This is a genomic window from Enterococcus sp. PF1-24 (assembly GCF_029893325.1).
Classification (GTDB): Bacteria; Bacillota; Bacilli; order Lactobacillales; family Enterococcaceae; genus HY326.
The window spans coordinates 1-20,757 of record NZ_JARXWL010000002.1; the positions used below are offsets into that span (position 1 = coordinate 1).

Here is a 20,757-nt window from a genome sequence, read left to right on the forward strand (position 1 = left end):
ACCTTCTTAAACCCCCATTTAATAATAGAAGATCCATTTTCTGTACCACAACATAAACAACGTTGTGGTTGATAAGAGAGGATTCCTTTATAAACAGAACAAATCTCTTCTTTGAATTTTCTTCTTTCAAAATAATCCTCAGAAAAAGTTAAATTTATATCTAGAATATCTAGCTGTTCTTTGATAATATCAGAATGAGACATCTTGAATTCCTCCTTTGGTTTTTTTCCGCAAATTAATTCTAAAGGATTTCGAGATGTCTTGTCTATTTTTGAAACAAAAAAATAGGTGCTAGTGACTTTTTTTGTCACCAACACCAGATATTATAGAGCCTTTTTTATTTGCTATAAAGGCAACAGGTGTTATTTATTTTGCGAAATCAATAAAGCAGCGAGTAGAAAATTTAAAGTATCAAATTTTTGTCTTTATTATCTAAAAATTAACACTTTGTAGTCGTATCTAAAAAAAACTATAGGGAAATAAAAGGGCTTTCGTTATAATAGAATTATCAATTAAATAGTAAAAAAATAGTTGAGCTGAGGGAATGAGGTGCGAATCCTCAACAGCCCCTTTCTACTGTATAGCGGATGAAATCTCACCAGCCACTTCAAATGAATTTGAGGGAAGGCGAGAAAGTAGGTTGATGCTAAGTCAGGATACCTTAGGTAACTATTGCAAATGATTGGATTGGGAAAATTATTTTTGCTTTATTGGATGACGCCGGTTAAAGAGTGTTTATTTGACGTATTGCCAACGATGCAAAACATGATTTTTCATTATGTTTTGTGTCGTTTTTTTTATCATAAATTAGGAGGGAAAAATAATGAATCAGTCAACTAAGAAAATTGCTTTACTAGCTATGCTACTGGCTCTTTGCGTTGTCGGTGCTAATATTAAAATTTTAGGTTCTATTGCTTTTGACTCATTTCCGGCCTTTGTTGGAGCTTTTGTTTTAGGGCCATTAGCAGGGGCATTTTTAGGCTTTTTTGGACATATGATTTCTGCGATGCTCTCGGGTTTTCCACAGACCTTACCACTGCACTTATTGATTGGAGTAATTATGGGCTTGTGTATGCTCTTGTACGGTTGGGTGTGGTTAAAATTGCGAAAGAATAAACTAGCTGCTTCAGTTGGAGCTAATTTATTGGCTTATTTTATAAATGTTCCCTTTAACTTGTTAGTGTTGTATCCTATAATGGGGGCAGCAATATTAGCGTTATTTATGCCGTTAACAATGGCAACAGTTGCCAATTTAGTTTTGGCGGAAGTTGTGATTTTAGGAATTCCTGAAAGATATGCAAATTTTGCTGAAGTAAAATAATATGATGAAGCGGGTGTGAGGATATGAAAATTAAGCACGGAGGAAACTTGCAAGAAATTGCTGAAAAATATCAAGTTAAGCAAGAAACGTTGCTTGATTTCAGTGCCAATATCAATCCTTTAGGTATGCCTAGTAGTTTGCAACAAAAACTAGTCACTTCTATTCAAAAATTAGCTCATTATCCTGATATTCGTTATCGGAAGTTAAAAGAGGCGATTGCTAAATTTCATCAGCTGCCACAGCAAGATATTTATCTAGGTAATGGAGCTGCGGAAGTAATTTTCAACTTAGCACAAGTTTTAAAATTATCCCAATTATTACTTTTAGCCCCGACTTTTATGGAGTACGAAGGAGCTTTTCGTAATTATGATACAGTGTTTTCTTATTATTTATTAGCACCACATAATTTTCAAGTAGATGTTGCTGATTTAATCGCTTATGCTAAAAAAGAGAAAGTGACGGGGATTTGCTTATGTAATCCTAATAATCCAACAGGGCAAGTAATTGCAAAAAAAGACTTATTGATTTTGTTGGATTTTTGCCGTCAGAAAAAAATTTCGTTAATTATTGATGAAGCTTTTATTGATTTTACACCGCTGGAAGAAAATTCAATGATTTCTGAATTGGCAAATTATCAAGAGTTATTTATTATTCGTTCTTTAACTAAAATGTTTGCAATACCAGGTTTACGTTTAGGATATTTATTAACTAGCAATCAAAATATTTTAAAGCAAATGGAAATGATAACAGTTCCTTGGCATATCAATACTTTTGCTGAAATTGCTGGTAGAGAAGTACTGAAAAATCCTGACTTTATTAAAGAAACGCAAAATTATGTTAAAGAGGAACGGGAATTTTTAGTGGAAAACTTACAAAAATTCAAACCAATTTTAAAAGTTTTTCCTAGTGAAGTGAATTATTTGTTTTTAGCTTATCAAGGTGTAACTTGTTTACAAGAAAGACTGTTAGAAAAAGGGGTTTTAGTACGGAAATGCGATAGTTTTCGGGGCTTATCAGCAGGATTTTATCGCATTGCAGTTCGTAGCAGAGTTGAAAATATGGCTTTGCTGCAAGCATTGGAGGAAGTTTTATGCGAAGAGTGACAGCTAAATGCCCGGGATCTTGTGGTGAATTAATTCAAGGTTGGGTAGGTGATTCACAAAAATTGGTTAGCTATGGAATTAACAGCTTTTCTTGGGCGACGATTGCTGAAGGTAGCCAGAAATTAAAGACAGCTGATAAAAAAGCTTGGTTAGCTTTGCAAAAGTCTTTGCATAAATTAAATTTACCTGCAGCAGAAGCTGAAAACTTAAGCTTGCATATTTATTCTGAGCTGCCAATTGCTAAAGGGATGGCTAGCAGCACTGCTGATATTGCAGCAACTTGTTTAGCGGTAGCGGAATATTATCAAAGAGAATTAGCTATTGAAGATATTATTGAAATTTGTTTGGAGATTGAACGGACAGATAGCACGTTATTTTCATCATTGACCTTATTTGAACAGGAGTTTGGTAAGGTTCGTGAATCGAGTGGTTGGCGACCTAATTTCTATGTTTTAGTTTTAGAGCCAGAAGAGCGGATTGCTACCGATACTTTTCATTCACAAGCAACCAGTCAGTTATTTTATCAGCAGCGTTATCAGTTTCGAGCTGTTTATGAAAAATACTTAGCAGCGGTTGAGGAAAAGAGCATTCAAAAATTAGGGACTGCAGCTTCTGAAAGTGCGACGCTAAATCAAGGGATTTTAGCGAAACCCTTTTTTGAAGAACTGTTAATGATTAAAGAGCATTTTCAACTTATGGGAATTAATGTAGCTCACAGTGGTTCGGTTGTTGGCTTAATGATTGCCGAAAAAGAACAGATTCAACCGGTTTTACGAGAAATTGAAAATTCACCGATTCGAGATTTTTATACTAAAATTAAAGTGCACCGCAGTTGTTATCAAGGAGTGCAATTGGCATAGACTTTATTAATGGAAGGAAGGCGACCTGATTTATGAAAAAAATGTTGATTGCTGCTGCTTCTAGTGGCGCAGGAAAAACCACAATTACTTTAGGTTTAATGCAATTGTTGATGAATCAAGGTTTCGTTGTACAACCTTATAAAGTTGGTCCCGATTACGTTGATACCGAATATCATAGTAGGATTACTGGGCGTTCCTCTCGAAATTTAGATATGTTTCTAATTCGCGATGAGGCACGCTTAGCTGAGCTTTTTCAACGACAAGCAGCAACTGCTGATATTTGTGTGATTGAAGGCGTGATGGGGCTGTTTGATGGTTTTGGGGTGGATAAAGATTACTGCTCCAGCTCAGGAATTGCGAAACAATTGAATTGCCCAGTGATTTTGGTGGTGGATGGTCAGTCGGCTTCCACTTCAGTAGCGGCAGTAGTCAAAGGCTTTTTAGATTTTGACGAAGAGCTGACGATTGCTGGCGTAATTATTAATAAAGTAGCTTCAGAAAATCATTATCAGTTAATCAAAAAGGCAATTGAAAAATATACTAAAGCCGAAGTTTTAGGCTATTTACCTCGTAATTTAGGGATTCAACTGCCCTCCCGCCAATTAGGCTTAGTGCCAGATCGAGAAATCGCTGATGTTTTAGCCAAAGTGCAACAAGTAGCTGACTTATTAAAGAAAACAGTCAATCTTGAAAAATTGTTAGCTTTATTAGCTGAAGAAGAAGTTCCTAAAAAAGTAGGGAATTTCCCTAATTACGCCGGCCTTAAAGTCGCTTATGCTTTAGATGAGGCATTTCATTTTTATTATCCAGATAATCTGCAATTATTGCAGGATTATGGCGTAGAATTACAGCCTTTTAGCCCAATTAATGACGAAAGCTTGCCACCAGCTGATTTATATTACTTTGGTGGTGGCTACCCAGAAGAGTTTGCTAAAGAATTAGCCGCCAATCAAAAAATGCTGACAGCGATTAAAGCCCAACATAAAGCAGGAGCTTATATTTTAGCGGAATGTGGTGGCTTAATGTATTTAGGAGAAAGCTTAAAAGTTAATGAAGAAACTTTTTCCATGGTAGGTATTTTTCAAGGTGAGAGTCAAATGACGACTGGTTTGAAGCGTTTTGGCTATTGTTACGGTATACCGCAGCAAAATACGTTAATCGGGCGGACTGGAGAAAAAATTTATGGGCATGAGTTTCATCATTCAATTTTTGAAACCGATGACCCCCCCGTTTTGTTAATGGAAAAGTTTCGTGATGGTCAGGTAGTTAATCAGTGGCAGGGTGGCTATCAAAAGAAAAATACTTTTGCTAGCTATCTACATTTGCATTTTTATCAACGACCGACATTTTTAATTGATTTATTGAATCAAGTGAAAGAAAGTCGAGAAAAATAAATGGATACGATGAAATTACTATGGATAGCAGTGGCGTTTTTACTTGATTGGTTATTAGGTGACCCTTATAGTTGGCCCCACCCAGTAAAGGTAATTGGTAATTATATTAGCTTTTTTCAAAAACAGTGGCTAACAGACAAGCTTAGCGAAAAAAAGAAATTCTATTTGGGTATTATTTTGTGGTTTTCGACTGTTATTTTGACAATAGTCACCACTTACGGATTGCTAAAAATAACCAGTAAAATCCATCCCCTACTAGGTATTATAACGTATATTTATTTAAGCTATACAACTTTGGCAACCAAGAGTTTAGCTCTTGAAGGCAAAAAAGTTTATGATAAATTGGCTCATGGTACGCTTACTGAAGCCAGAGCACAAGTAGCGATGATTGTCGGCCGAGATACCAGTGAATTGACAAAGGCGGAAATTACCAATGCTACTATTGAAACAATCGCTGAAAATGCCAGTGATGGTGTGATTGCACCTTTACTATGTTTAATGATTGGCGGACCTGTTTTAGCGCTGACTTATAAGGCAGTTAATACTTTGGATTCGATGGTTGGTTATGTCACACCAAAATATCGCGCAATTGGTTGTTTTTCAGCAAAAATGGATGATTTGTGGAATTTGATACCAGCTAGAGTGACTTGGTTTTTGCTGTTGCTAGCAAGTGGACTTTTAGGAATGAATCTAAGAAATGCTTTTAAAGTTGGTTGTCGTGATTGTCGAAAGCATAAAAGTCCTAACAGTGGTTTCCCCGAATCAGTAGCAGCTGGTGCATTAGAGATTCAACTAGGAGGCACGCACATTTATCATGGGGTAGAAATTTATAAACCCCACATCGGCTCACCTTTAAAAGAAGTAGCGATAACCGATATTCTTAAAATGAATCGTTTACTTTACATGACCGCCTTTTTAGGTTTAATCAGTTTTAGTGGCATTTGGCTTTTGCTTCAACAAATAATTTTGAAATGAGGAAATTTAGATGAACTATATTCAAGATCCAAAAATGATTGAAGTGGAAAGTTTTAAAATCATTCAAAGTATTATTGAAGCAGATTTTCCTAATTATCAATTTAAAGACGATAAGGAAGAAAAAATCATCAAAAGAGCGATTCATACTAGTGCAGATTTTGATTATTTACAAAATTTAGTTTTTACTCATGAAGTGATTTCTCAGCTGGAAACTTTTTTCTTAGGTGGCAAAGGAACTTTATTTACAGATACAACGATGGCTTTAAGTGGTATCAATAAACGACTTTTAGAAAAATTAGGGATTCAATATTGTTGTTACATAGCAGATCCTGAAGTTGCTGAATTGGCAAAAAGCAAAGGGATTACTCGCTCAATGGCGGGGATTGAAGTAGCAGCTAAAATAGCCGGTCCTAAAATTTTTGTGATTGGTAATGCGCCAACAGCTATTTTTAAAATTTTGGAAATGGTGGCAGCTAATACTTTAGCAGTAGAGGCAGTGGTGGGAGCACCGGTAGGTTTTGTCGGAGCAGCAGAATCAAAAGAAGCCTTGTTTGAAAGTCAAATACCAGCTATTGTAGCTCGGGGACGTAAAGGCGGCAGTAATGTGGCAGCGGCGATTATTAATGCGATTTTATATCAACTGCCACTAAATGAAGGGTAGGCTTAGTCGATGCAACAAACAGAAGATTTTGTCTTTTATAATGGCAAGAAGTTGCGAAAAGGCTATACTACCGGTTCTTGCAGTACAGCAGCGGCAACAGCGGCGGCGATCAAATTATTCACTGGTGAAGAATTAAGTGAAGTTAAAATTCAATTGCCCAATGAAACCTCTTTAATGATTCCTATTGAGAGCATCATTGCTAGAGACGACTGTGTGGTAGCTTTTGTAAAAAAAGACGGTGGTGATGATGTTGATGCTACCGATGGCATGCTGATTGGCGTTGAAGTAAAACGACGTAGCAAAGATCAGCAAATAATTATTGATGGTGGCCAAGGAATCGGTCGGGTAACTCAAGTTGGTTTACCGACGGCAGTTGGTGAAGCTGCTATTAATCCTGTTCCCAGAAAAATGATAGCTCAAGCTGTCCGTCAAGTCATTGGCGAAGAGCAGGGAGCTTTGGTTACCGTTTTTGCTCCTGATGGGGAGAAAATTGCGAAGCAAACCATGAATAGTCGTTTAGGAATTATCGGCGGTATTTCAATTTTAGGAACTTCTGGTATTGTAACACCAATGTCAGAAGAAGGTTGGAAACAAGCTATTTCGATTGAATTAGAGATGAAAAGAAAACAAGGATATCGCAAAATTATTTTATGCCCAGGAAATTATGGAGAAGATTTTGCTGTGAACGAATTAAAGCTTTCTCCTGATTATATCGTTTCTATGAGTAATTTTGTTGGTTATGTGTTAAAAGAAGTGCAACGCTTGGCTTTTGAAGAAATTTTATTAGTCGGGCATCTTGGTAAATTGGTGAAAGTAGCTGGCGGAATTTTTTCCACCCATAGTAAAGATGCCGATGCCCGCATGGAAATTTTAATTGCTAATTTGGCCTTAATGGGGGCACCCCTTTCCTTATTGCAAGCCATTGAAAAATGCACCACTACTGAAGCCGCAACTGATTTGATTGAAGAAGCTAATTATCAAGGAGTTTATCAAATTTTAGCAGATAAAATTCAACAACGTAGTCATCAGATGCTGAAATATCGCGATTTTCTACCACAAATTGATGTCGTGCTCTTTTCTTCAACTAAAGGTTATTTAGCGGCAACTAAAACTGTTGCTACGCTGAAGGAGGCGTTTCAATGATTACGGTTGTTGGGATTGGACCAGGTAGTCCGGAATTTCTTTTTGAAAAAAGTAAACAAGCCATTATGGCTGCGGAAATTATTATCGGTAGTGCTCGACAATTAACAATTGTCCCGTTGGAGAAACAAGCAGCTAAGTATGAACTACCAAAAAAGCTCAATGATTTAGCAATATTTTTGCAAGAACATAAGCAACAAAAGATTGTCTTGTTAGCTTCTGGTGATCCCTTAACTTACGGCATTGCCAAATGGTTGGGCCAGTATTTTTCGATTGATGAAATGCAAGTGATTCCTGGGTTAAGCTCGATTCAATATTTATTTAATAAAGCACGGATTCCCATGGAAGATTGTTTTATCACCAGTAGTCACGGCAAGATTCCTGATTTTGATTTGCTGCTTTCTTTACCTAAAGTCGGTTTAGTGACTGACAAAGAGTTGGGGCCTTATGAATTAGCACAAGCAGCTATTAAACGAGGCGTTAAAAAGTGGTTTTTAATCGGCGAAAATTTAAGTTATGAAAATGAACGATTACGCTGGTTTTCAGCTGAAGAAGTCCCTAATGAAGAATATCAAATGAATGTGGTGGTGATTGTTGATGAAAGATGAATTATTTATTCGTGGAAAAGTGCCCATGACTAAAGAAGAAGTTCGAACCATTAGTTTAAGTAAGTTAAACTTACATCAGGCCAAAAACTTTTTAGATATTGGCACAGGGACAGGGAGCATGGCAGTTGAAGCTGCTTTAACGGTTCCCACTTTGCAAGTAGTCGCGATTGATAATAATCCTGAAGCTTTAACTTTGTTAAAAGCCAATCAAGAAAAATTTCATTTAAACGACATTATTGGAATACAAGGGAAAGCACCTGCTGATTTAACTAGCGCTTGTGAAAGCGGAGACATTCCTGCAGCTTATGATGCGATTTTTATTGGGGGAACCGGCGGTAATATGTCAGAGATCCTTGAGTGGAGTTTTCAACATCTAACCGATACAGGTCGGCTTGTTTTAAACTTTATTTTATTAGAAAATGCCCTACAAGCAATCGCTTGGTTAAAGGAAAATAACATCACTTTTGATGCCTGTCAATTACAAGTAGGCCGTTATACAACGTTAGGTCAGGGGCATTACTATAAACAACAAAACCCAGTTATTATTATTGAATGTAGTGCAGAAGAAAAGCGAAGTGAGTTGTTCTAAAGCTGAGTAAAATGCAAGAATAAATGATAGCGGTAATTTCTGCCGTGAATTTCTTCTTCACTTTATTGAGCAGTGCAAACTCACGTAGCTAGATTAATAGAAAGTTAAAGCTTAACAGCTAGAAAGAGGCAGAACGCTATGGCAAAAGTCCATTTTGTAGGAGCAGGACCGGGAGATCCTAAATTAATTACTTTACAAGGCTATCAATTATTACAAGAGGCGGGGGTAGTTATTTACGCGGGTTCACTAGTTAACCCAGAATTATTGAATTATTGTGGCACAGATTGTCAAATTTTCAATAGCGCTTCTATGGATTTATGGGAAATTATTGACGAGATGGAAAAAGGAGTCAAAGCTGGCAAAGAAGTGGTTCGCTTACAGACGGGAGATTTTTCAATCTATGGTTCCATTCGTGAACAAGTGGAAGAATTAAGAAAACGTCAAATTGAATTTACTTGCACACCTGGTGTCAGCTCATTTTTAGGAGCAGCCTCTAGCTTAGGGGTTGAATACACGGTGCCAGAAGTTTCCCAAAGCGTGGTTATTACTAGGATGGCAGGACGGACACCAGTACCTGCTAAGGAGAGCATTCGCTCTTTTGCTCAGCACCAAACTTCCATGGTAATTTTTCTATCAGTTCAATCGATTAAAGAAGTAGTTAGAGAATTATTGGCAGGTGGTTATCAGCCAACGACGCCGATTGCGGTGGTTTATAAGGCTACTTGGCCAGAAGAAAAGAAAATCATCAGTACTTTAGCAAATATTGTTGATGAAATTAAAGCGACTGATATTACGAAAACAGCGTTAATTATGGTAGGCGATTTTTTAGGGGATGAATTCCATTATTCCAAGCTTTATGATGCTACTTTTCCTCATGAATATCGCGATGCCAAAATAGAAGAGTAAATATTTGATTTAAGAAAGGTAGGTAGCTGAGTGAAAAAGATTGCCATTTTAGCTTTAACAGAAAACGGGAAAAATTTAGCAAAAAAAATCAGTGATAGTTGGCAGACTCAGCTAGCGATTTTTGTACCAGCGAAATTCGCTGATGAAATAGCAAAAGAATTTCCTGAAACTACTTTTAAAGCAACCATTGCCAGCTTCTTTTCTACCTATGATGCGTTGATTTGTATTATGGCAACAGGGATTGTGGTGCGCAGCATTGCACCAGTGATTGAAGATAAACGGCAAGATCCAGCAATTATTGTCTTAGATGAGAAAGGGCAGTATGTCATCAGTCTTTTATCTGGACATATTGGTGGTGGCAATCAATTAGCTGTTGAAATTGCAGAAAAACTTGAAGGTACACCGGTTATTACCACTGCTACAGATGTTCAAGGGGTAACCGCTCTTGATTTAATGGCGCAAGCTATTGATGGATTCTATGCTGATTTTCACGAGAGCACCAAGTTAATTAACGGCTTATTAGCGGCCCAGCAAAAGGTTGGTCTTTTTCAAAGGCAAGAACTTGTTGAAGATTTGCGAGGACTAACTTTGTTAACAGAAAAACAATTATTAAATCTACAAGAGCAAGAGTTTACAGCAATAATTATTGTTTCACCCTATGTGGAGACTGATTTATTGCAGAATATTCCGTTGTTAACAAAAGTAGTTCATGTGATTCCTAAACAATTTGTTTTAGGGATTGGTGCTAAGAAAAATATTGAATTTACTACTGTTAAAGCTGAATTTTTAAACTTCTGTCAATTGCAGAAAATTGAGCCACAAGCAATAAAGAAAATTGTTAGTATTGATTTAAAAAAACAGGAATCAGGGATTTGCCAGTTGGCAGATTGGTTGACTATTCCTTTTGAAACTTATTCAGCAGATGCTTTAGCAACAGTAGCTGATAAGTATCCTCAGTCTGAATTTGTTAAACAGACAACTGGCGTGGGGAGCGTTGCTTTAGCGGCTGCTGATTTAGCCAGTCAAGGAGGAGTAATTTCGCAGCGCTATGCCAATCAAGGAGTGACCTTGGCATTAGCTGATTTAAAAATAAGCAGTGAGGGGATTAAATAAATGTTATATGTGATTGGTTTAGGTCCTGGTGGCCGCAGTGAAATGACTTATGAAGCAGTTGAAGCTTTACAAAAAGCGGAAGTAATTGTTGGTTATACAACTTATATTCGTTTGATTAAAGAATTCATTACAGATAAAGAAGTCGTTACTACCGGTATGAAGCAAGAAATAGATCGTTGCCAAAAAGCGATTGATATTGCTTTGACGGGGAAAGAAGTTGCGGTAGTTTCTAGCGGAGATGCTGGCGTTTATGGAATGGCGGGTTTGATTTTAGAGTTAGTCAGTAAAATGGCTGAGCCAATTGAAGTGAAAGTCATCCCAGGAATTACAGCTAGTATTGGTGGTGCTGCATTATTAGGAGCACCATTAATGAACGATTTCTGTCATATTAGTTTAAGTGATTTAATGACGCCGTGGGAAATGATTGAAAAAAGATTACAAGCAGCTGCAGCTGGTGATTTTGTGATTTGTCTATACAATCCTCGCAGTAAAGGGCGGCCAAAACATTTAGCTAAAGCTTTAGCTATCATTAAAGAATATAAGGGTGGCGCAACAATTGTTGGCTTAGCTAAAGATGTTGGCCGCAAAGACGAAGCGACGATTATCACAACGATTGATGAGTTAGATGAAAATGATGTAGATATGACCACGGTTGTTTTAATTGGCAATAAAGAAACTTTTGTTTCAAATGGTCTCATGGTTACCCCAAGAGGCTATCAACTATGATCTTCATTTTAGGAGGAACTTCTGATAGCTTACAAATAGCCCAAGCTTTAAAAAACAAGGACTATGATTTTTATTTATCAGTTGTTTCAGATTATGGGGCTGAATTGGCGTTGCAGATTACGGAAAATGTTTTAAAAGGTGCACTAAATCAAGCCGATTTACAAAGGATTTTAGCTGAAAAGCAGGTGGATTTGGTGATTGATGCGACGCATCCTTTTGCGACAGAAGTTTCAAAAACTGCGATGACTGTTTGTCAAAGGATGCAAATCACTTATTTTCGTTTTGAACGATCTTCGGAAATTCCTGCAAGTGCAAAAATTGTATATTCCATTGAAGAAGCCTGTCAAGTAGCAAAAGAGTTAACAGGTAAAATTTATTTAACAACCGGCAGTAAAAATATTGCTCTATTTTTAAAATATTTAGCTAAAGAACGCATCGTTGCCCGTGTTTTACCAACTAGCGAAGTCTTGCAGTCTTTAGAAAAATTAGGTTTACAAGCAGATCAAGTTGAGGGTATTAAAGGACCTTTTTCTCAAGAGTTAAACATTGCTTTAATGAAGCAAAATCAAGCAGCCATGATGATTACTAAAGAAAGTGGTGCGGCGGGTGGCTTTTTTGAAAAAGTAGCAGCTTGTGAAACCTTAGCAATTCCTTGTATCGTCATTGCTCGGGAAAAACTAGCTTATCCAGCGATGTTTGATTCAGTTACAGAAATCATTCAGCAAGTAGTAAAGATTGGAGTAAATAAATGATTGGCAAAATATCACTAATTGGTGCCGGCTTAGGGGACCCAGAGCTGTTAACCTTGAAGGCTTTACGAAAAATTCAAGCTGCCGATGTAGTCGTCTATGATCGTTTGATTAATCCTGCGATTTTGAATTATGCAGCTAGCCGAGCGGAAAAAATTTATGTGGGGAAAAATCCAACTTTTCATCCTGTTCCCCAAGATCAGATTGAAGAAATTTTGATTACCAAAGCACGAGCCGGTAAAAATATTGTGCGCTTAAAAAGCGGTGATCCTTATGTTTTTGGTCGGGGTGGCGAGGAAGGTGCCCATCTTAAAGCAGAAGGTATTCCTTTTGAAGTAATTCCGGGAGTTACTTCGGCAATTGGGGGCTTAGCTTATGCGGGCATTCCCATTACCCATCGTGATTTTGTTTCTAGTTTCCACGTTTTTACTGGACATTTAAAATCTGAAGATAATCAGATTGATTGGCCAAGTGCTGCAAAAGCTGAGGGGACATTAGTTTTCTTGATGGGTATGTCCGAATTAGCAAAAATTACTGAGAATTTAATCACTTTTGGTAAAGATCCTGCAACACCAGCAGCGATTATTCAATGGGCCAGCCGTAAAAATCAAAAAACAGTAGTGGGGACCTTAGCTGATATTTACACCAAAGCACAAGCAGCTCAATTACAACCGCCAAGTTTAATTGTGATTGGTGGTGTAGTAACTCAAAGAGAGCATCTGAATTTCTTTGAGGAGCGACCGCTATTTAATAGCAGTGTGGCTGTGCCTTATACCCAAGAGAAAAAAATGGCTAGTCAATTAACTGATTTAGGTGCAGAAGTCATTGAGTTACCTAAACCTCATGTGGAACAATTAGCTAATCAGTTAACAGCTGCTGACTTGCGAGAAAATATTATTTTTACTGATGTTTATAGCATTGAAGTTTTTGCCAAGTGGTTAATTGACCAGCAGCTTTCTTGGCAACAATTAAGTAATGTTCAAGTCATTGCTGTCGGTAAAAAAACTGCTAATGCGCTATTAAAGCAAGGGATTATACCTAAGAAAATTTATCAGAGCATGCCGACGTTTATAGCAGAGCATCAAGCGAAAATGAAACAAAGCCTACTACTAGGAGAAGCTGGAGTATTAGATAAATACGCTGATGAATCTGCCTTAGCAACACTCTGGCGGACGCATCGGGAATATTTACCAACGCCAATCCCTGATTTATGGCAAACAGCTGATTTTCTTTGTTTCCCTAGCTCTAAAACCGCTAATGTTTTTATCACTAGCTTAACTAGTGAAGAATTAGCGCTTTTAGCTGAGAAAAAGATTATCGTTATGGGAGCAGTAACAGCTGCAATTTTTGCTACTGTGGAAATTTCTGTTATCCAAACGCCACAAGCAACTTTTGCCAGTGTAATAGCAACTTTGATTGCTGAAAAAGCAAAATTATGAAGATGAAATGAATAAGAAAGGAATGCTTACAATGAAAAAAGCATTAATTGCTGTTAGTTTTGGGACGAGTTATCCAGAAACTCGCGCAAAAAATATTGAAGTCATTGAAAATAGATTAGCAGAAACTTTTCCTGAATATGATGTTTTTCGGGCGTTTACTTCAACAATGGTTATTAAAAAAATCAAAAAAGAAGAAGGCAACATCATTCCTACTGTAGCAGAATTGTTGCCACAACTAGCTGCAAAAGGCTATCAAGAAGTTTATGTTCAACCTTTGCACATTATTCCTGGGATTGAATATTCAAAGGCTATGCATCAGGCTTATGCTTTTCATGGTCAATTTAAGAAAATTAAAGTAGGTAAGCCCTTATTAACTAGCTTTGAAGATTATCAAGTGGTTATTAACTGGTTGGCGGATTTGGCGCAAGATTTACCAGCTGAGGAAGCTTTAGTTTTAATGGGGCATGGCAGTCAGCATTCAGCCTTTACGACTTATGCTTGCTTAGATCATATGTTATTAAACAAACCAATTTATGTTTGTGCAGTGGAAAGTTATCCTGAAATAACCTCTGTCATTCAGCGGTTGCAAGCAGCTAATTATCAAAAAATCCATTTATATCCATTAATGTTGGTAGCAGGTGACCATGCCACCAATGATATGGCTTCAACAGAACCAGATTCTTGGAAAAGTCAGCTAGAAGCTGTTGACTTTGAAGTTTCAGCTCACTTAAAAGGGATGGGAGAAGCAACCGCCATTCAAGATTTATTTATCGACCATGCGCAAGAAATGTTATCAGAAAAAGGTGAAGTAGATGGCTAAATTTTATGGTATCGGAACGGGTCCGGGAGATTCGGATTTAATTACAGTTCGTGGTAAAAATGTTTTAAGTAAATTGGATTGTTTATACACGCCAGAAGCTAAAAAAGCTGGTAAAAGTTTAGCGCTAAAAATTGTTACGCCCTATTTGCCAGATGATTTAGAGATTAAGCAACGGCATTTTCCGATGGTTAACCATTTAGCAGAAAAACAAGCCGCTTGGGATAAAATCGCAGAAGAAATTATTACTGACGTTAAAAGTGGCAAGGAAGTTGGTTTTATCACTTTAGGGGATCCGATGATTTACAGCACTTATAGTTATTTGTTAGAGCGGGTTGTAGGAAAAATTGCCACAGAAACGATTGCAGGAATTTCTTCTTTTACGCAAATGGCCAACGCTTTACAGTTACCGCTAGTGATTGATGAAGAAAGTTATGCAGTTTTACCTGCCACTGCTGATGAAGCTGTTATTAAAATGGCGTTGGAACAATTTTCAACAATTGTTTTAATGAAAGTGGCGGTAAACTTGCCTAAAATTATCAACTTATTGCAACAACAAGATTTGTTGAAACAAACAGTGCTAGTTAGCAACGCCTCAATGGCAACGGAAAATATTATGCTGGGCATCGAAAGTTTAGCTGCTGATGAAAAATTATCTTATTTTACAACTATGATTGTTTATAAAAATCGTAAAATTAACTAATTGATTTAATTTAAAAGTTAACATCGGAGGCTTGATCTGGAATAATTGGTCAAGTTTTCATAAAAAAGCGTAATGAGGTGAATAACTGTGGGAAAAAGTATTATGGTTCAAGGAACCGCATCTGATTCAGGGAAAAGCATTGTGGTGGCAGGTTTATGTCGAATTTTTCATCAAGATGGGTTAAAAGTAATTCCTTTTAAATCACAAAATATGGCTTTAAATTCTTATATCACTGCAACTGGTGCTGAAATGGGGCGAGCGCAAGTTTTTCAAGCCGAAGCTGCTGGGGTTGAGCCTGACGTACGTATGAATCCTGTGCTTCTTAAACCAACTTCAGACCGTAAATCACAAGTGATTTTTAATGGTAAGGTGCTGCAAGATATGGATGCCGTAGCTTATCATCAGTTTAAGCCACAGCTTAGTTCAGAAATTTCGGATTTATATCAAGAGTTATTAAAGGAAAATGATGCAATTGTTATTGAAGGCGCCGGAAGCCCGGCTGAAATTAATTTAAATGATCGCGATATTGCCAATATGGGGATGGCAAAAATTGCCGATGCACCAGTTTTATTAGTGGCTGATATCGATAAAGGTGGCGTTTTTGCAGCGATTTATGGCACAATTATGTTGTTGAAACCAGAAGAACGTCGGCGGGTGCAAGGAATTATCATTAATAAATTTCGGGGAGATATTGCTTTATTAGAGCCAGGTTTAAAGATGATTGAAGATTTGACCGATGTTCCGGTGGTCGGCGTGATTCCTTACGCTCAATTAAATATTGAAGATGAAGACAGTGTTGCATTAAAAAATGTCAATCGTTTCTATGATAGTCGTAAAGCGCTAGATATCGCGGTGATTGGCTTGACAAAAATTTCTAATTTTACTGATTTTAAGAGTTTAGAGTTGGAAGAAGATGTTTCCTTACGTTATGTTTTTCCTGGAGATGTTTTAGGGCAACCAGATTTAGTGATTTTACCTGGTAGTAAAAATACGATTGATGATTGTTTATATTTGCAAGAATCAGGCTTAGCGACAGAATTAATGAAACTACAACAAGCTGGCACTCGCATCATTGGCATTTGCGGCGGTTATCAGCTGTTAGGTAAAATGCTCCATGATGAAGAGCAGATTGAATCAAGTCATGGTAGCTTAGCGGGTTTAGGTCTGTTAAATGTAGAAACATATTTTGAAGCAGAAAAAACCACCACTCAAGTAATTGGGACCGTAACTGATTTAACGATTAGCGGTTATGAAATTCATATGGGCCGCACCTTAAATCACGAAGAAAAGTATTTTGCTAAAATCACTGAAGCCAATGGGGAAAAGGTGAATAAAGCAGATGGAGCAATTAGTTCAGATGGTCGCATCATTGGCACTTATTTACACGGCATTTTTGATAACAATAGTTGGAAACGTCAGTTGTTAAACGAAATTCGTCAAGAAAAAGGCTTAGCGCCTTTAGCAGAGTTACCTTTATCTTATCAAGCTTATAAAAATTTACAGTATGATAAACTTGCCGATTTGCTAAGAGAGCATTTAGATATGGAAAAAATTGTTGCAATTATGGAAGACTGGGGTGAAAATTAAGATGAAAATCTACACTGGTTATGGGGATACAGGCTATACTCGGATGGTTGGAGGCACCCGTGAACGGAAAAACCATCCTCGGGTAGAAACCTATGGCTCAATTGATACTTTGAACTCACAGGTAGGCTTTGCTGTTTCACTATTAGCAAAAGAAGATTCACTGCGGACAGAACTGCTACAAGTTCAACAATGGATTTTTCAATGCTCTAGTGATTTTGCCACACCTGATGAAAAACGACCGTATCGTTTAGAAACTCAAGCAACTCCTTGGTTAGAAAAGAAAGTTGATGAATATTGGCAGCAACTACCATCTTTAGATAAATTTATTTTACCAGGTGGCACCCAAATAGCCAGTGCCTTACATTTATGTCGTTGCTTTACAAGAGAGGTAGAACGTAAAGCGGTGACTTTAATTGAAAATGGAGGCACCTATAATCCAGAAACTTTGATTTTTTTAAATCGTTTATCAGATTATTTCTTTGCTTTAGCTCGTTGGGTCAACTGTCAAGCAAATGAAACTGAAATTGTCTATGAAAACAGTTCAAAAGTTTTTTCTAAGAAAGAAAAGTAGCATTCATTTTCAACAGGAAGTGAATACCTTAAGAAAAGTAAGGAGTAATGATTCTGATGTATCCAATTATGATGAATGTTCGTAATAAAACAGTAGTAGTTGTGGGTGGTGGCAAAGTTGCCACACGAAAAATTAAACTTTTATTAGCAGAAGGTGCTAAAATTACGGTCATTAGTCCTTCTTTGTCAGTCAGTATTTCTGCAGAAAAAAAAGTTACTTGGATTCAGAGAAAATACCAAACTGGAGATTTAGCAGAAGCGGCGTTGATTTTTGCTTGCACCAATCATGATGAAGTAAATCAGCAAGTTTTAGCGGATGCGACCGACAGTCAATGGGTGAACGTTACTAGCGATAAGCATATCTCTGAATTTTATAATATGGCAACGACACAAGTGAATGATTTATCAATAAGTGTTTCAACTGGTGGGGCGTCACCAATGCGAGCCAAAAAAATTCGGCAAATGTTGGAAGAATACTTAAAGGAATTGGAGATTTAAAGGATGTATTTATTAGCAGTTGGGCTAACTTATAAACATACACCAGTTAAGCTAAGAGAGAAAACAGCAATTGCCGAAAATCAGCTATTGACGATTAATCAACAATTGAATTTGGAAAAAAGTATTTTAGAAAATATTATTTTAAGTACTTGTAATCGCACCGAAATTTTTGCGGTTGTTGATCAAATTCATACGGGTAAATATTACATTAAACATTTTTTAGCGAAAACTTTTCAGTTATCGATGGAACAGCTGGAGCCATATTTAGAGTTTTATGAAAATCAAGCTGCGGTTAATCATTACTTCCGTTTGATTTGTGGCTTGGATTCAATGGTTGTAGGTGAAACGCAGATTTTAGGACAAATGCGGGGGAGCTTTTTAACGGCTCAGAGCGCGGGTACGACAGGGACGATTTTTAATCATTTATTTCCAGATTTAATTCATTTTGCTAAGGAAATGCATACACAATATCGAATTAATGATCATTCTAGTTCTTTAAGTCAGTCGGCTTTGCAAATTGCCAAAGATAAATTAGGAAGTCTGCATGATAAGCGAATATTCATTTTAGGTGCCGGCGAAATGAGTGAGTTGCTAGTTAAAAACTTGCAAAATTTTCAAGTGGGGGAAGTTCATTTATTCAATCGGACTTTAAGCAAAATTGAAAACTTTGCTAAAGAAATCAGCGTGCCTTGTTATACTCACGCTTTAGCAGATTTTTATCAAGAGGTCGCTCAAGCAGACGTGGTGATTAGTGCTTTAGGCGTTAATCAACCCTACATTATCAAAAAACAATTAGCACAGCCGCTTGCTGAAAAAAACGGCCAGCTACTTTTAATTGATTTAGGAGTACCACGTAATGTTGATGCTCATTGTACTTTGATTGAGGGGGTTACTTTATGTGATATTGATCAAATGAATCAGCTGATTCAAGTCAATCAACAGGCCCGCTTACAAAGTGTAACTTTAATTGAAGCCGAAATCAGTAAAGCAGTAACGGACTTTTTTCAATGGGAAAATCAGTTAGGAATTATTCCGCTAGTCAAAGAATTGCGTTTGCAAACTTTGGCGGCAGAAGAAGCGGCAATGGCCAGTTTGTTACGGAAATTACCTGATTTGAAAGAGCGGGAAATTAAAGTGATTCGCAAACATATGAAAAGTATTGTCAATCAGACATTAAGAACACCTATTAAAGAGATTAAAGAAATGGCCATTCAAGAAGATGCGCAGCATGATATTGCAGTTGTTAAAAGAATTTTTGGCTTAGAGAAGATTGAAGAAGGGAAGACGGAAGATGAAAACTAAAATTCGCGTCGGTACAAGAGGCAGTCGTCTGGCCGTTACCCAAACGAAACAAGCTTTAGCAGTATTGCAACAAGCTTTTCCAGAAGTTACTTTAGAAATTATTGAAATTACCACTAAAGGGGATCGTTTAGCCAACCATAGTTTGCAAGCAATAGGTGGTCAAGGCGCTTTTGTTAAAGAAATCGAGGAGCAGCTAACGCAAGAAAAAATTGATTTAGCTGTTCATAGTTTAAAAGATGTGCCGACAATTTTACCAGAAAATTTAACCTTAGCTTGTGTTTTAAAACGTCAAAACCCAGCTGATTGTTTAGTTTTTCCGCAAGCAGGGCAAACTTTAGCGACTTTACCACAAGGAGCAATTGTGGGAACCAGCAGTTTACGCCGTAAAGCACAATTATTAAAAATTCGCCCAGATTTACAAATTAAAGATATCCGCGGCAATATTGATACCCGCATCAAAAAAATGCATGATGAAGATTTCGATGCTATTGTTTTAGCGGTGGCGGGAATTGCTCGTTTAAGCATTGAAAAAGATTTATTTATTGAAGAACTTCCTCTTGAAATTTGTATTCCAGCAGTTAGTCAAGGGGCTTTAGGGATGGAGTGTCGCAAAAATGACGCTGAACTGTTAGCGATGTTAAAAACGATTGAAGACTCGGCTACTTTAGCAGCAGTTCAAGCTGAACGAGCTTTTTTAGCGAAAATGGATGGCAGTTGTACATTTCCGATTGGTTGCTATGCAACAGTGGCAGGAGATGAAGTTACGATTCAAGGGATGATTGCTAATAGTGACGGCAGTGTTCTTTTAAAAGAAACCCTAACAGCAACCGATTCAATCAGTGCTGGTGAAAAATTAGCGGCTGAATTATTAGCACAAGGAGCAGGTGAGTTAATTGCAGCATGTCGGAGCCAAAATTAAAGAGTTGCTTTATACCCGAGCTGAAGCTATGCCTTTACCTGTGCAACAGCAATTTGCTGATTTAGGTATCAAAGTCATTCAGATACCTTTAATTGCTACTGAAGCTGTGGCTTATAAAAAGGAGCCAGTAAATGATGACTGGCTTTTTTTTACGAGTGGGAATACGGTAAAATATTTTGATTTTTCACAAATTGCTCCCACTGTTAAAATTGCCGCAATTGGTCATCAGACAGCGGCAGCTTTAAAAGAGAAAGGTTGGCCAGTTGATTTCATCCCTCAAGCTAGTTATAGTGAAAGTTTCGTCGCTGAATGGCAAACACAAATCAATCAATCTCAACGGATTTATTTTCCCCATTCTTGTCAAGCTCGCACAGTAATTGTTGATGAATTAACAAAACTAGGGCATCAAGTGACAGCAGCGGTTATTTATCAAACTATTTTTCCGGTTGAAGCTCAAACAGCTTTGCAAGATTATTTGTACACTAATCAACCTGATTACGCTATTTTCAGCAGTCCTTCAAGCTGGCAACATTTTTATCAAATAGCTAGGAAAATCCCGCAAGTAAATGATAGTTTTTGGCAAAATTTAACAATTAGTGCAATTGGTCCAGTGACTAAACGCGGGGTTGAAAAAGCCGGTCAAAAAGTTTCGTTAATGCCAGATGTTTATGATATGACTCATCTTTATCATAAATTATTAAAAACTATCGCTTCTGCAGAAAAACGAGTAAAATAATAGTAATTAAGTAAATTTTAAAGTAGAGAAAGAGGTAAGCT

The 20,757-nt window shown here is 37.2% G+C and carries 22 protein-coding genes, 1 pseudogene and 1 riboswitch; of the genes and pseudogenes, 22 read left to right on the forward strand and 1 reads right to left on the reverse strand.

The window, feature by feature from the left end; genetic code table 11:
• Positions 1–203 (reverse strand): annotated as a pseudogene (locus tag M2139_RS00940) (ISL3 family transposase); the annotation flags it as partial.
• 288 nt (positions 204–491) lie between these two features.
• Positions 492–683, forward strand: a riboswitch (cobalamin riboswitch).
• Between the two features lie 140 nt (positions 684–823).
• Between M2139_RS00940 and M2139_RS00945 the strand changes: the two are divergent.
• The 22 genes from M2139_RS00945 to M2139_RS01050 all read left to right on the forward strand — a co-directional run bounded on the left by M2139_RS00945 (position 824) and on the right by M2139_RS01050 (position 20,716).
• The gene (locus tag M2139_RS00945) at positions 824–1,321 is read left to right on the forward strand and encodes an ECF transporter S component (RefSeq protein WP_280737085.1); all 498 of its coding nucleotides are present in this window, start codon (positions 824–826) and stop codon (positions 1,319–1,321) included.
• A 23-nt stretch (positions 1,322–1,344) separates the two neighbouring features.
• Positions 1,345–2,424: a threonine-phosphate decarboxylase CobD gene (gene cobD, locus M2139_RS00950; protein ID WP_280737084.1), complete on the forward strand. Its 1,080-nt coding sequence runs from the start codon at positions 1,345–1,347 to the stop codon at positions 2,422–2,424.
• Entirely contained in the window at positions 2,412–3,284 is an 873-nt protein-coding gene (locus tag M2139_RS00955; RefSeq protein ID WP_280737083.1) for a hypothetical protein, read from the forward strand. Before cobD ends, M2139_RS00955 begins: the two co-directional genes overlap by 13 nt.
• A 32-nt stretch (positions 3,285–3,316) precedes the next feature.
• Positions 3,317–4,678: a cobyrinate a,c-diamide synthase gene (locus tag M2139_RS00960; RefSeq protein WP_280737082.1), complete on the forward strand. Its 1,362-nt coding sequence runs from the start codon at positions 3,317–3,319 to the stop codon at positions 4,676–4,678.
• A 9-nt stretch (positions 4,679–4,687) separates the two neighbouring features.
• Positions 4,688–5,653 (forward strand): adenosylcobinamide-phosphate synthase CbiB, encoded by a 966-nt coding sequence (cbiB, locus tag M2139_RS00965; RefSeq protein WP_280737091.1) that lies wholly within the window; start codon positions 4,688–4,690, stop codon positions 5,651–5,653.
• Positions 5,654–5,663: 10 nt separating this feature from the next.
• Positions 5,664–6,314, forward strand: coding sequence for a cobalt-precorrin-8 methylmutase (locus tag M2139_RS00970; RefSeq protein ID WP_280737081.1), 651 nt, complete (start codon positions 5,664–5,666; stop codon positions 6,312–6,314).
• Between the two features lie 9 nt (positions 6,315–6,323).
• On the forward strand, positions 6,324–7,457 hold the full coding sequence (gene cbiD / locus M2139_RS00975; RefSeq protein WP_280737080.1) for a cobalt-precorrin-5B (C(1))-methyltransferase CbiD: 1,134 nt from the start codon (positions 6,324–6,326) through the stop codon (positions 7,455–7,457).
• Positions 7,454–8,062 carry a cobalt-precorrin-7 (C(5))-methyltransferase gene (locus M2139_RS00980; RefSeq protein ID WP_280737079.1) on the forward strand — a complete coding sequence of 203 codons (609 nt, stop codon included), beginning with the start codon at positions 7,454–7,456 and terminating at the stop codon, positions 8,060–8,062. Before cbiD ends, M2139_RS00980 begins: the two co-directional genes overlap by 4 nt.
• Entirely contained in the window at positions 8,052–8,651 is a 600-nt protein-coding gene (locus M2139_RS00985) for a decarboxylating cobalt-precorrin-6B (C(15))-methyltransferase (protein ID WP_280737078.1), read from the forward strand. The genes M2139_RS00980 and M2139_RS00985 overlap by 11 nt, the downstream gene beginning before the upstream one ends.
• Positions 8,652–8,789: 138 nt before the next feature.
• Positions 8,790–9,557, forward strand: a complete 768-nt coding sequence (locus M2139_RS00990; protein WP_280737077.1) for a cobalt-precorrin-4 methyltransferase — start codon at positions 8,790–8,792, stop codon at positions 9,555–9,557.
• 30 nt (positions 9,558–9,587) lie between these two features.
• Positions 9,588–10,670 carry a cobalt-precorrin 5A hydrolase gene (locus M2139_RS00995; RefSeq protein WP_280737076.1) on the forward strand — a complete coding sequence of 361 codons (1,083 nt, stop codon included), beginning with the start codon at positions 9,588–9,590 and terminating at the stop codon, positions 10,668–10,670.
• Complete coding sequence (gene cobJ / locus M2139_RS01000; RefSeq protein ID WP_280737075.1) at positions 10,671–11,396, forward strand: precorrin-3B C(17)-methyltransferase; 726 nt, start codon at positions 10,671–10,673, stop codon at positions 11,394–11,396. It begins immediately after the preceding gene.
• The gene (gene cobK / locus M2139_RS01005; RefSeq protein ID WP_280737074.1) at positions 11,393–12,148 is read left to right on the forward strand and encodes a precorrin-6A reductase; all 756 of its coding nucleotides are present in this window, start codon (positions 11,393–11,395) and stop codon (positions 12,146–12,148) included. Before cobJ ends, cobK begins: the two co-directional genes overlap by 4 nt.
• Positions 12,145–13,584 carry a uroporphyrinogen-III C-methyltransferase gene (cobA, locus tag M2139_RS01010; protein WP_280737073.1) on the forward strand — a complete coding sequence of 480 codons (1,440 nt, stop codon included), beginning with the start codon at positions 12,145–12,147 and terminating at the stop codon, positions 13,582–13,584. Before cobK ends, cobA begins: the two co-directional genes overlap by 4 nt.
• Positions 13,585–13,615: 31 nt before the next feature.
• Positions 13,616–14,404: a sirohydrochlorin cobaltochelatase gene (locus M2139_RS01015; RefSeq protein ID WP_280737072.1), complete on the forward strand. Its 789-nt coding sequence runs from the start codon at positions 13,616–13,618 to the stop codon at positions 14,402–14,404.
• Positions 14,397–15,104, forward strand: coding sequence for a cobalt-factor II C(20)-methyltransferase (locus M2139_RS01020; protein ID WP_280737071.1), 708 nt, complete (start codon positions 14,397–14,399; stop codon positions 15,102–15,104). Before M2139_RS01015 ends, M2139_RS01020 begins: the two co-directional genes overlap by 8 nt.
• Before the next feature lie 87 nt (positions 15,105–15,191).
• Entirely contained in the window at positions 15,192–16,691 is a 1,500-nt protein-coding gene (locus M2139_RS01025; RefSeq protein ID WP_280737070.1) for a cobyric acid synthase, read from the forward strand.
• Positions 16,681–17,262 carry a cob(I)yrinic acid a,c-diamide adenosyltransferase gene (locus tag M2139_RS01030; protein WP_280737069.1) on the forward strand — a complete coding sequence of 194 codons (582 nt, stop codon included), beginning with the start codon at positions 16,681–16,683 and terminating at the stop codon, positions 17,260–17,262. The genes M2139_RS01025 and M2139_RS01030 overlap by 11 nt, the downstream gene beginning before the upstream one ends.
• A 56-nt stretch (positions 17,263–17,318) precedes the next feature.
• Positions 17,319–17,759 carry a bifunctional precorrin-2 dehydrogenase/sirohydrochlorin ferrochelatase gene (locus M2139_RS01035; protein ID WP_280737068.1) on the forward strand — a complete coding sequence of 147 codons (441 nt, stop codon included), beginning with the start codon at positions 17,319–17,321 and terminating at the stop codon, positions 17,757–17,759.
• A gap of 3 nt (positions 17,760–17,762) precedes the next feature.
• A complete protein-coding gene (hemA, locus tag M2139_RS01040) occupies positions 17,763–19,061 on the forward strand; it encodes a glutamyl-tRNA reductase (RefSeq protein ID WP_280737067.1) in 1,299 nt (432 codons plus the stop codon).
• Positions 19,051–19,980 (forward strand): hydroxymethylbilane synthase, encoded by a 930-nt coding sequence (gene hemC / locus M2139_RS01045; RefSeq protein ID WP_280737066.1) that lies wholly within the window; start codon positions 19,051–19,053, stop codon positions 19,978–19,980. Before hemA ends, hemC begins: the two co-directional genes overlap by 11 nt.
• The gene (locus tag M2139_RS01050; protein WP_280737065.1) at positions 19,955–20,716 is read left to right on the forward strand and encodes a uroporphyrinogen-III synthase; all 762 of its coding nucleotides are present in this window, start codon (positions 19,955–19,957) and stop codon (positions 20,714–20,716) included. The genes hemC and M2139_RS01050 overlap by 26 nt, the downstream gene beginning before the upstream one ends.
• Positions 20,717–20,757: the final 41 nt, after the last annotated feature.

Bases quoted from the DNA above. Each gene is read 5' to 3' on its own strand.
- cbiB (WP_280737091.1), top strand. From the start codon at position 4,688: ATGAAATTACTATGGATAGCAGTGGCGTTTTTACTTGATTGGTTATTA.
- M2139_RS00955 (WP_280737083.1), top strand. From the start codon at position 2,412: ATGCGAAGAGTGACAGCTAAATGCCCGGGATCTTGTGGTGAATTAATT.
- cobA (WP_280737073.1), top strand. From the start codon at position 12,145: ATGATTGGCAAAATATCACTAATTGGTGCCGGCTTAGGGGACCCAGAG.
- cobK (WP_280737074.1), top strand. From the start codon at position 11,393: ATGATCTTCATTTTAGGAGGAACTTCTGATAGCTTACAAATAGCCCAA.
- M2139_RS00970 (WP_280737081.1), top strand. From the start codon at position 5,664: ATGAACTATATTCAAGATCCAAAAATGATTGAAGTGGAAAGTTTTAAA.
- M2139_RS00980 (WP_280737079.1), top strand. From the start codon at position 7,454: ATGATTACGGTTGTTGGGATTGGACCAGGTAGTCCGGAATTTCTTTTT.
- M2139_RS00945 (WP_280737085.1), top strand. From the start codon at position 824: ATGAATCAGTCAACTAAGAAAATTGCTTTACTAGCTATGCTACTGGCT.
- M2139_RS00960 (WP_280737082.1), top strand. From the start codon at position 3,317: ATGAAAAAAATGTTGATTGCTGCTGCTTCTAGTGGCGCAGGAAAAACC.
- hemA (WP_280737067.1), top strand. From the start codon at position 17,763: ATGTATTTATTAGCAGTTGGGCTAACTTATAAACATACACCAGTTAAG.
- cobJ (WP_280737075.1), top strand. From the start codon at position 10,671: ATGTTATATGTGATTGGTTTAGGTCCTGGTGGCCGCAGTGAAATGACT.
- M2139_RS00985 (WP_280737078.1), top strand. From the start codon at position 8,052: ATGAAAGATGAATTATTTATTCGTGGAAAAGTGCCCATGACTAAAGAA.
- M2139_RS01015 (WP_280737072.1), top strand. From the start codon at position 13,616: ATGAAAAAAGCATTAATTGCTGTTAGTTTTGGGACGAGTTATCCAGAA.
- cbiD (WP_280737080.1), top strand. From the start codon at position 6,324: ATGCAACAAACAGAAGATTTTGTCTTTTATAATGGCAAGAAGTTGCGA.
- hemC (WP_280737066.1), top strand. From the start codon at position 19,051: ATGAAAACTAAAATTCGCGTCGGTACAAGAGGCAGTCGTCTGGCCGTT.
- cobD (WP_280737084.1), top strand. From the start codon at position 1,345: ATGAAAATTAAGCACGGAGGAAACTTGCAAGAAATTGCTGAAAAATAT.
- M2139_RS01020 (WP_280737071.1), top strand. From the start codon at position 14,397: ATGGCTAAATTTTATGGTATCGGAACGGGTCCGGGAGATTCGGATTTA.
- M2139_RS00990 (WP_280737077.1), top strand. From the start codon at position 8,790: ATGGCAAAAGTCCATTTTGTAGGAGCAGGACCGGGAGATCCTAAATTA.
- M2139_RS01035 (WP_280737068.1), top strand. From the start codon at position 17,319: ATGTATCCAATTATGATGAATGTTCGTAATAAAACAGTAGTAGTTGTG.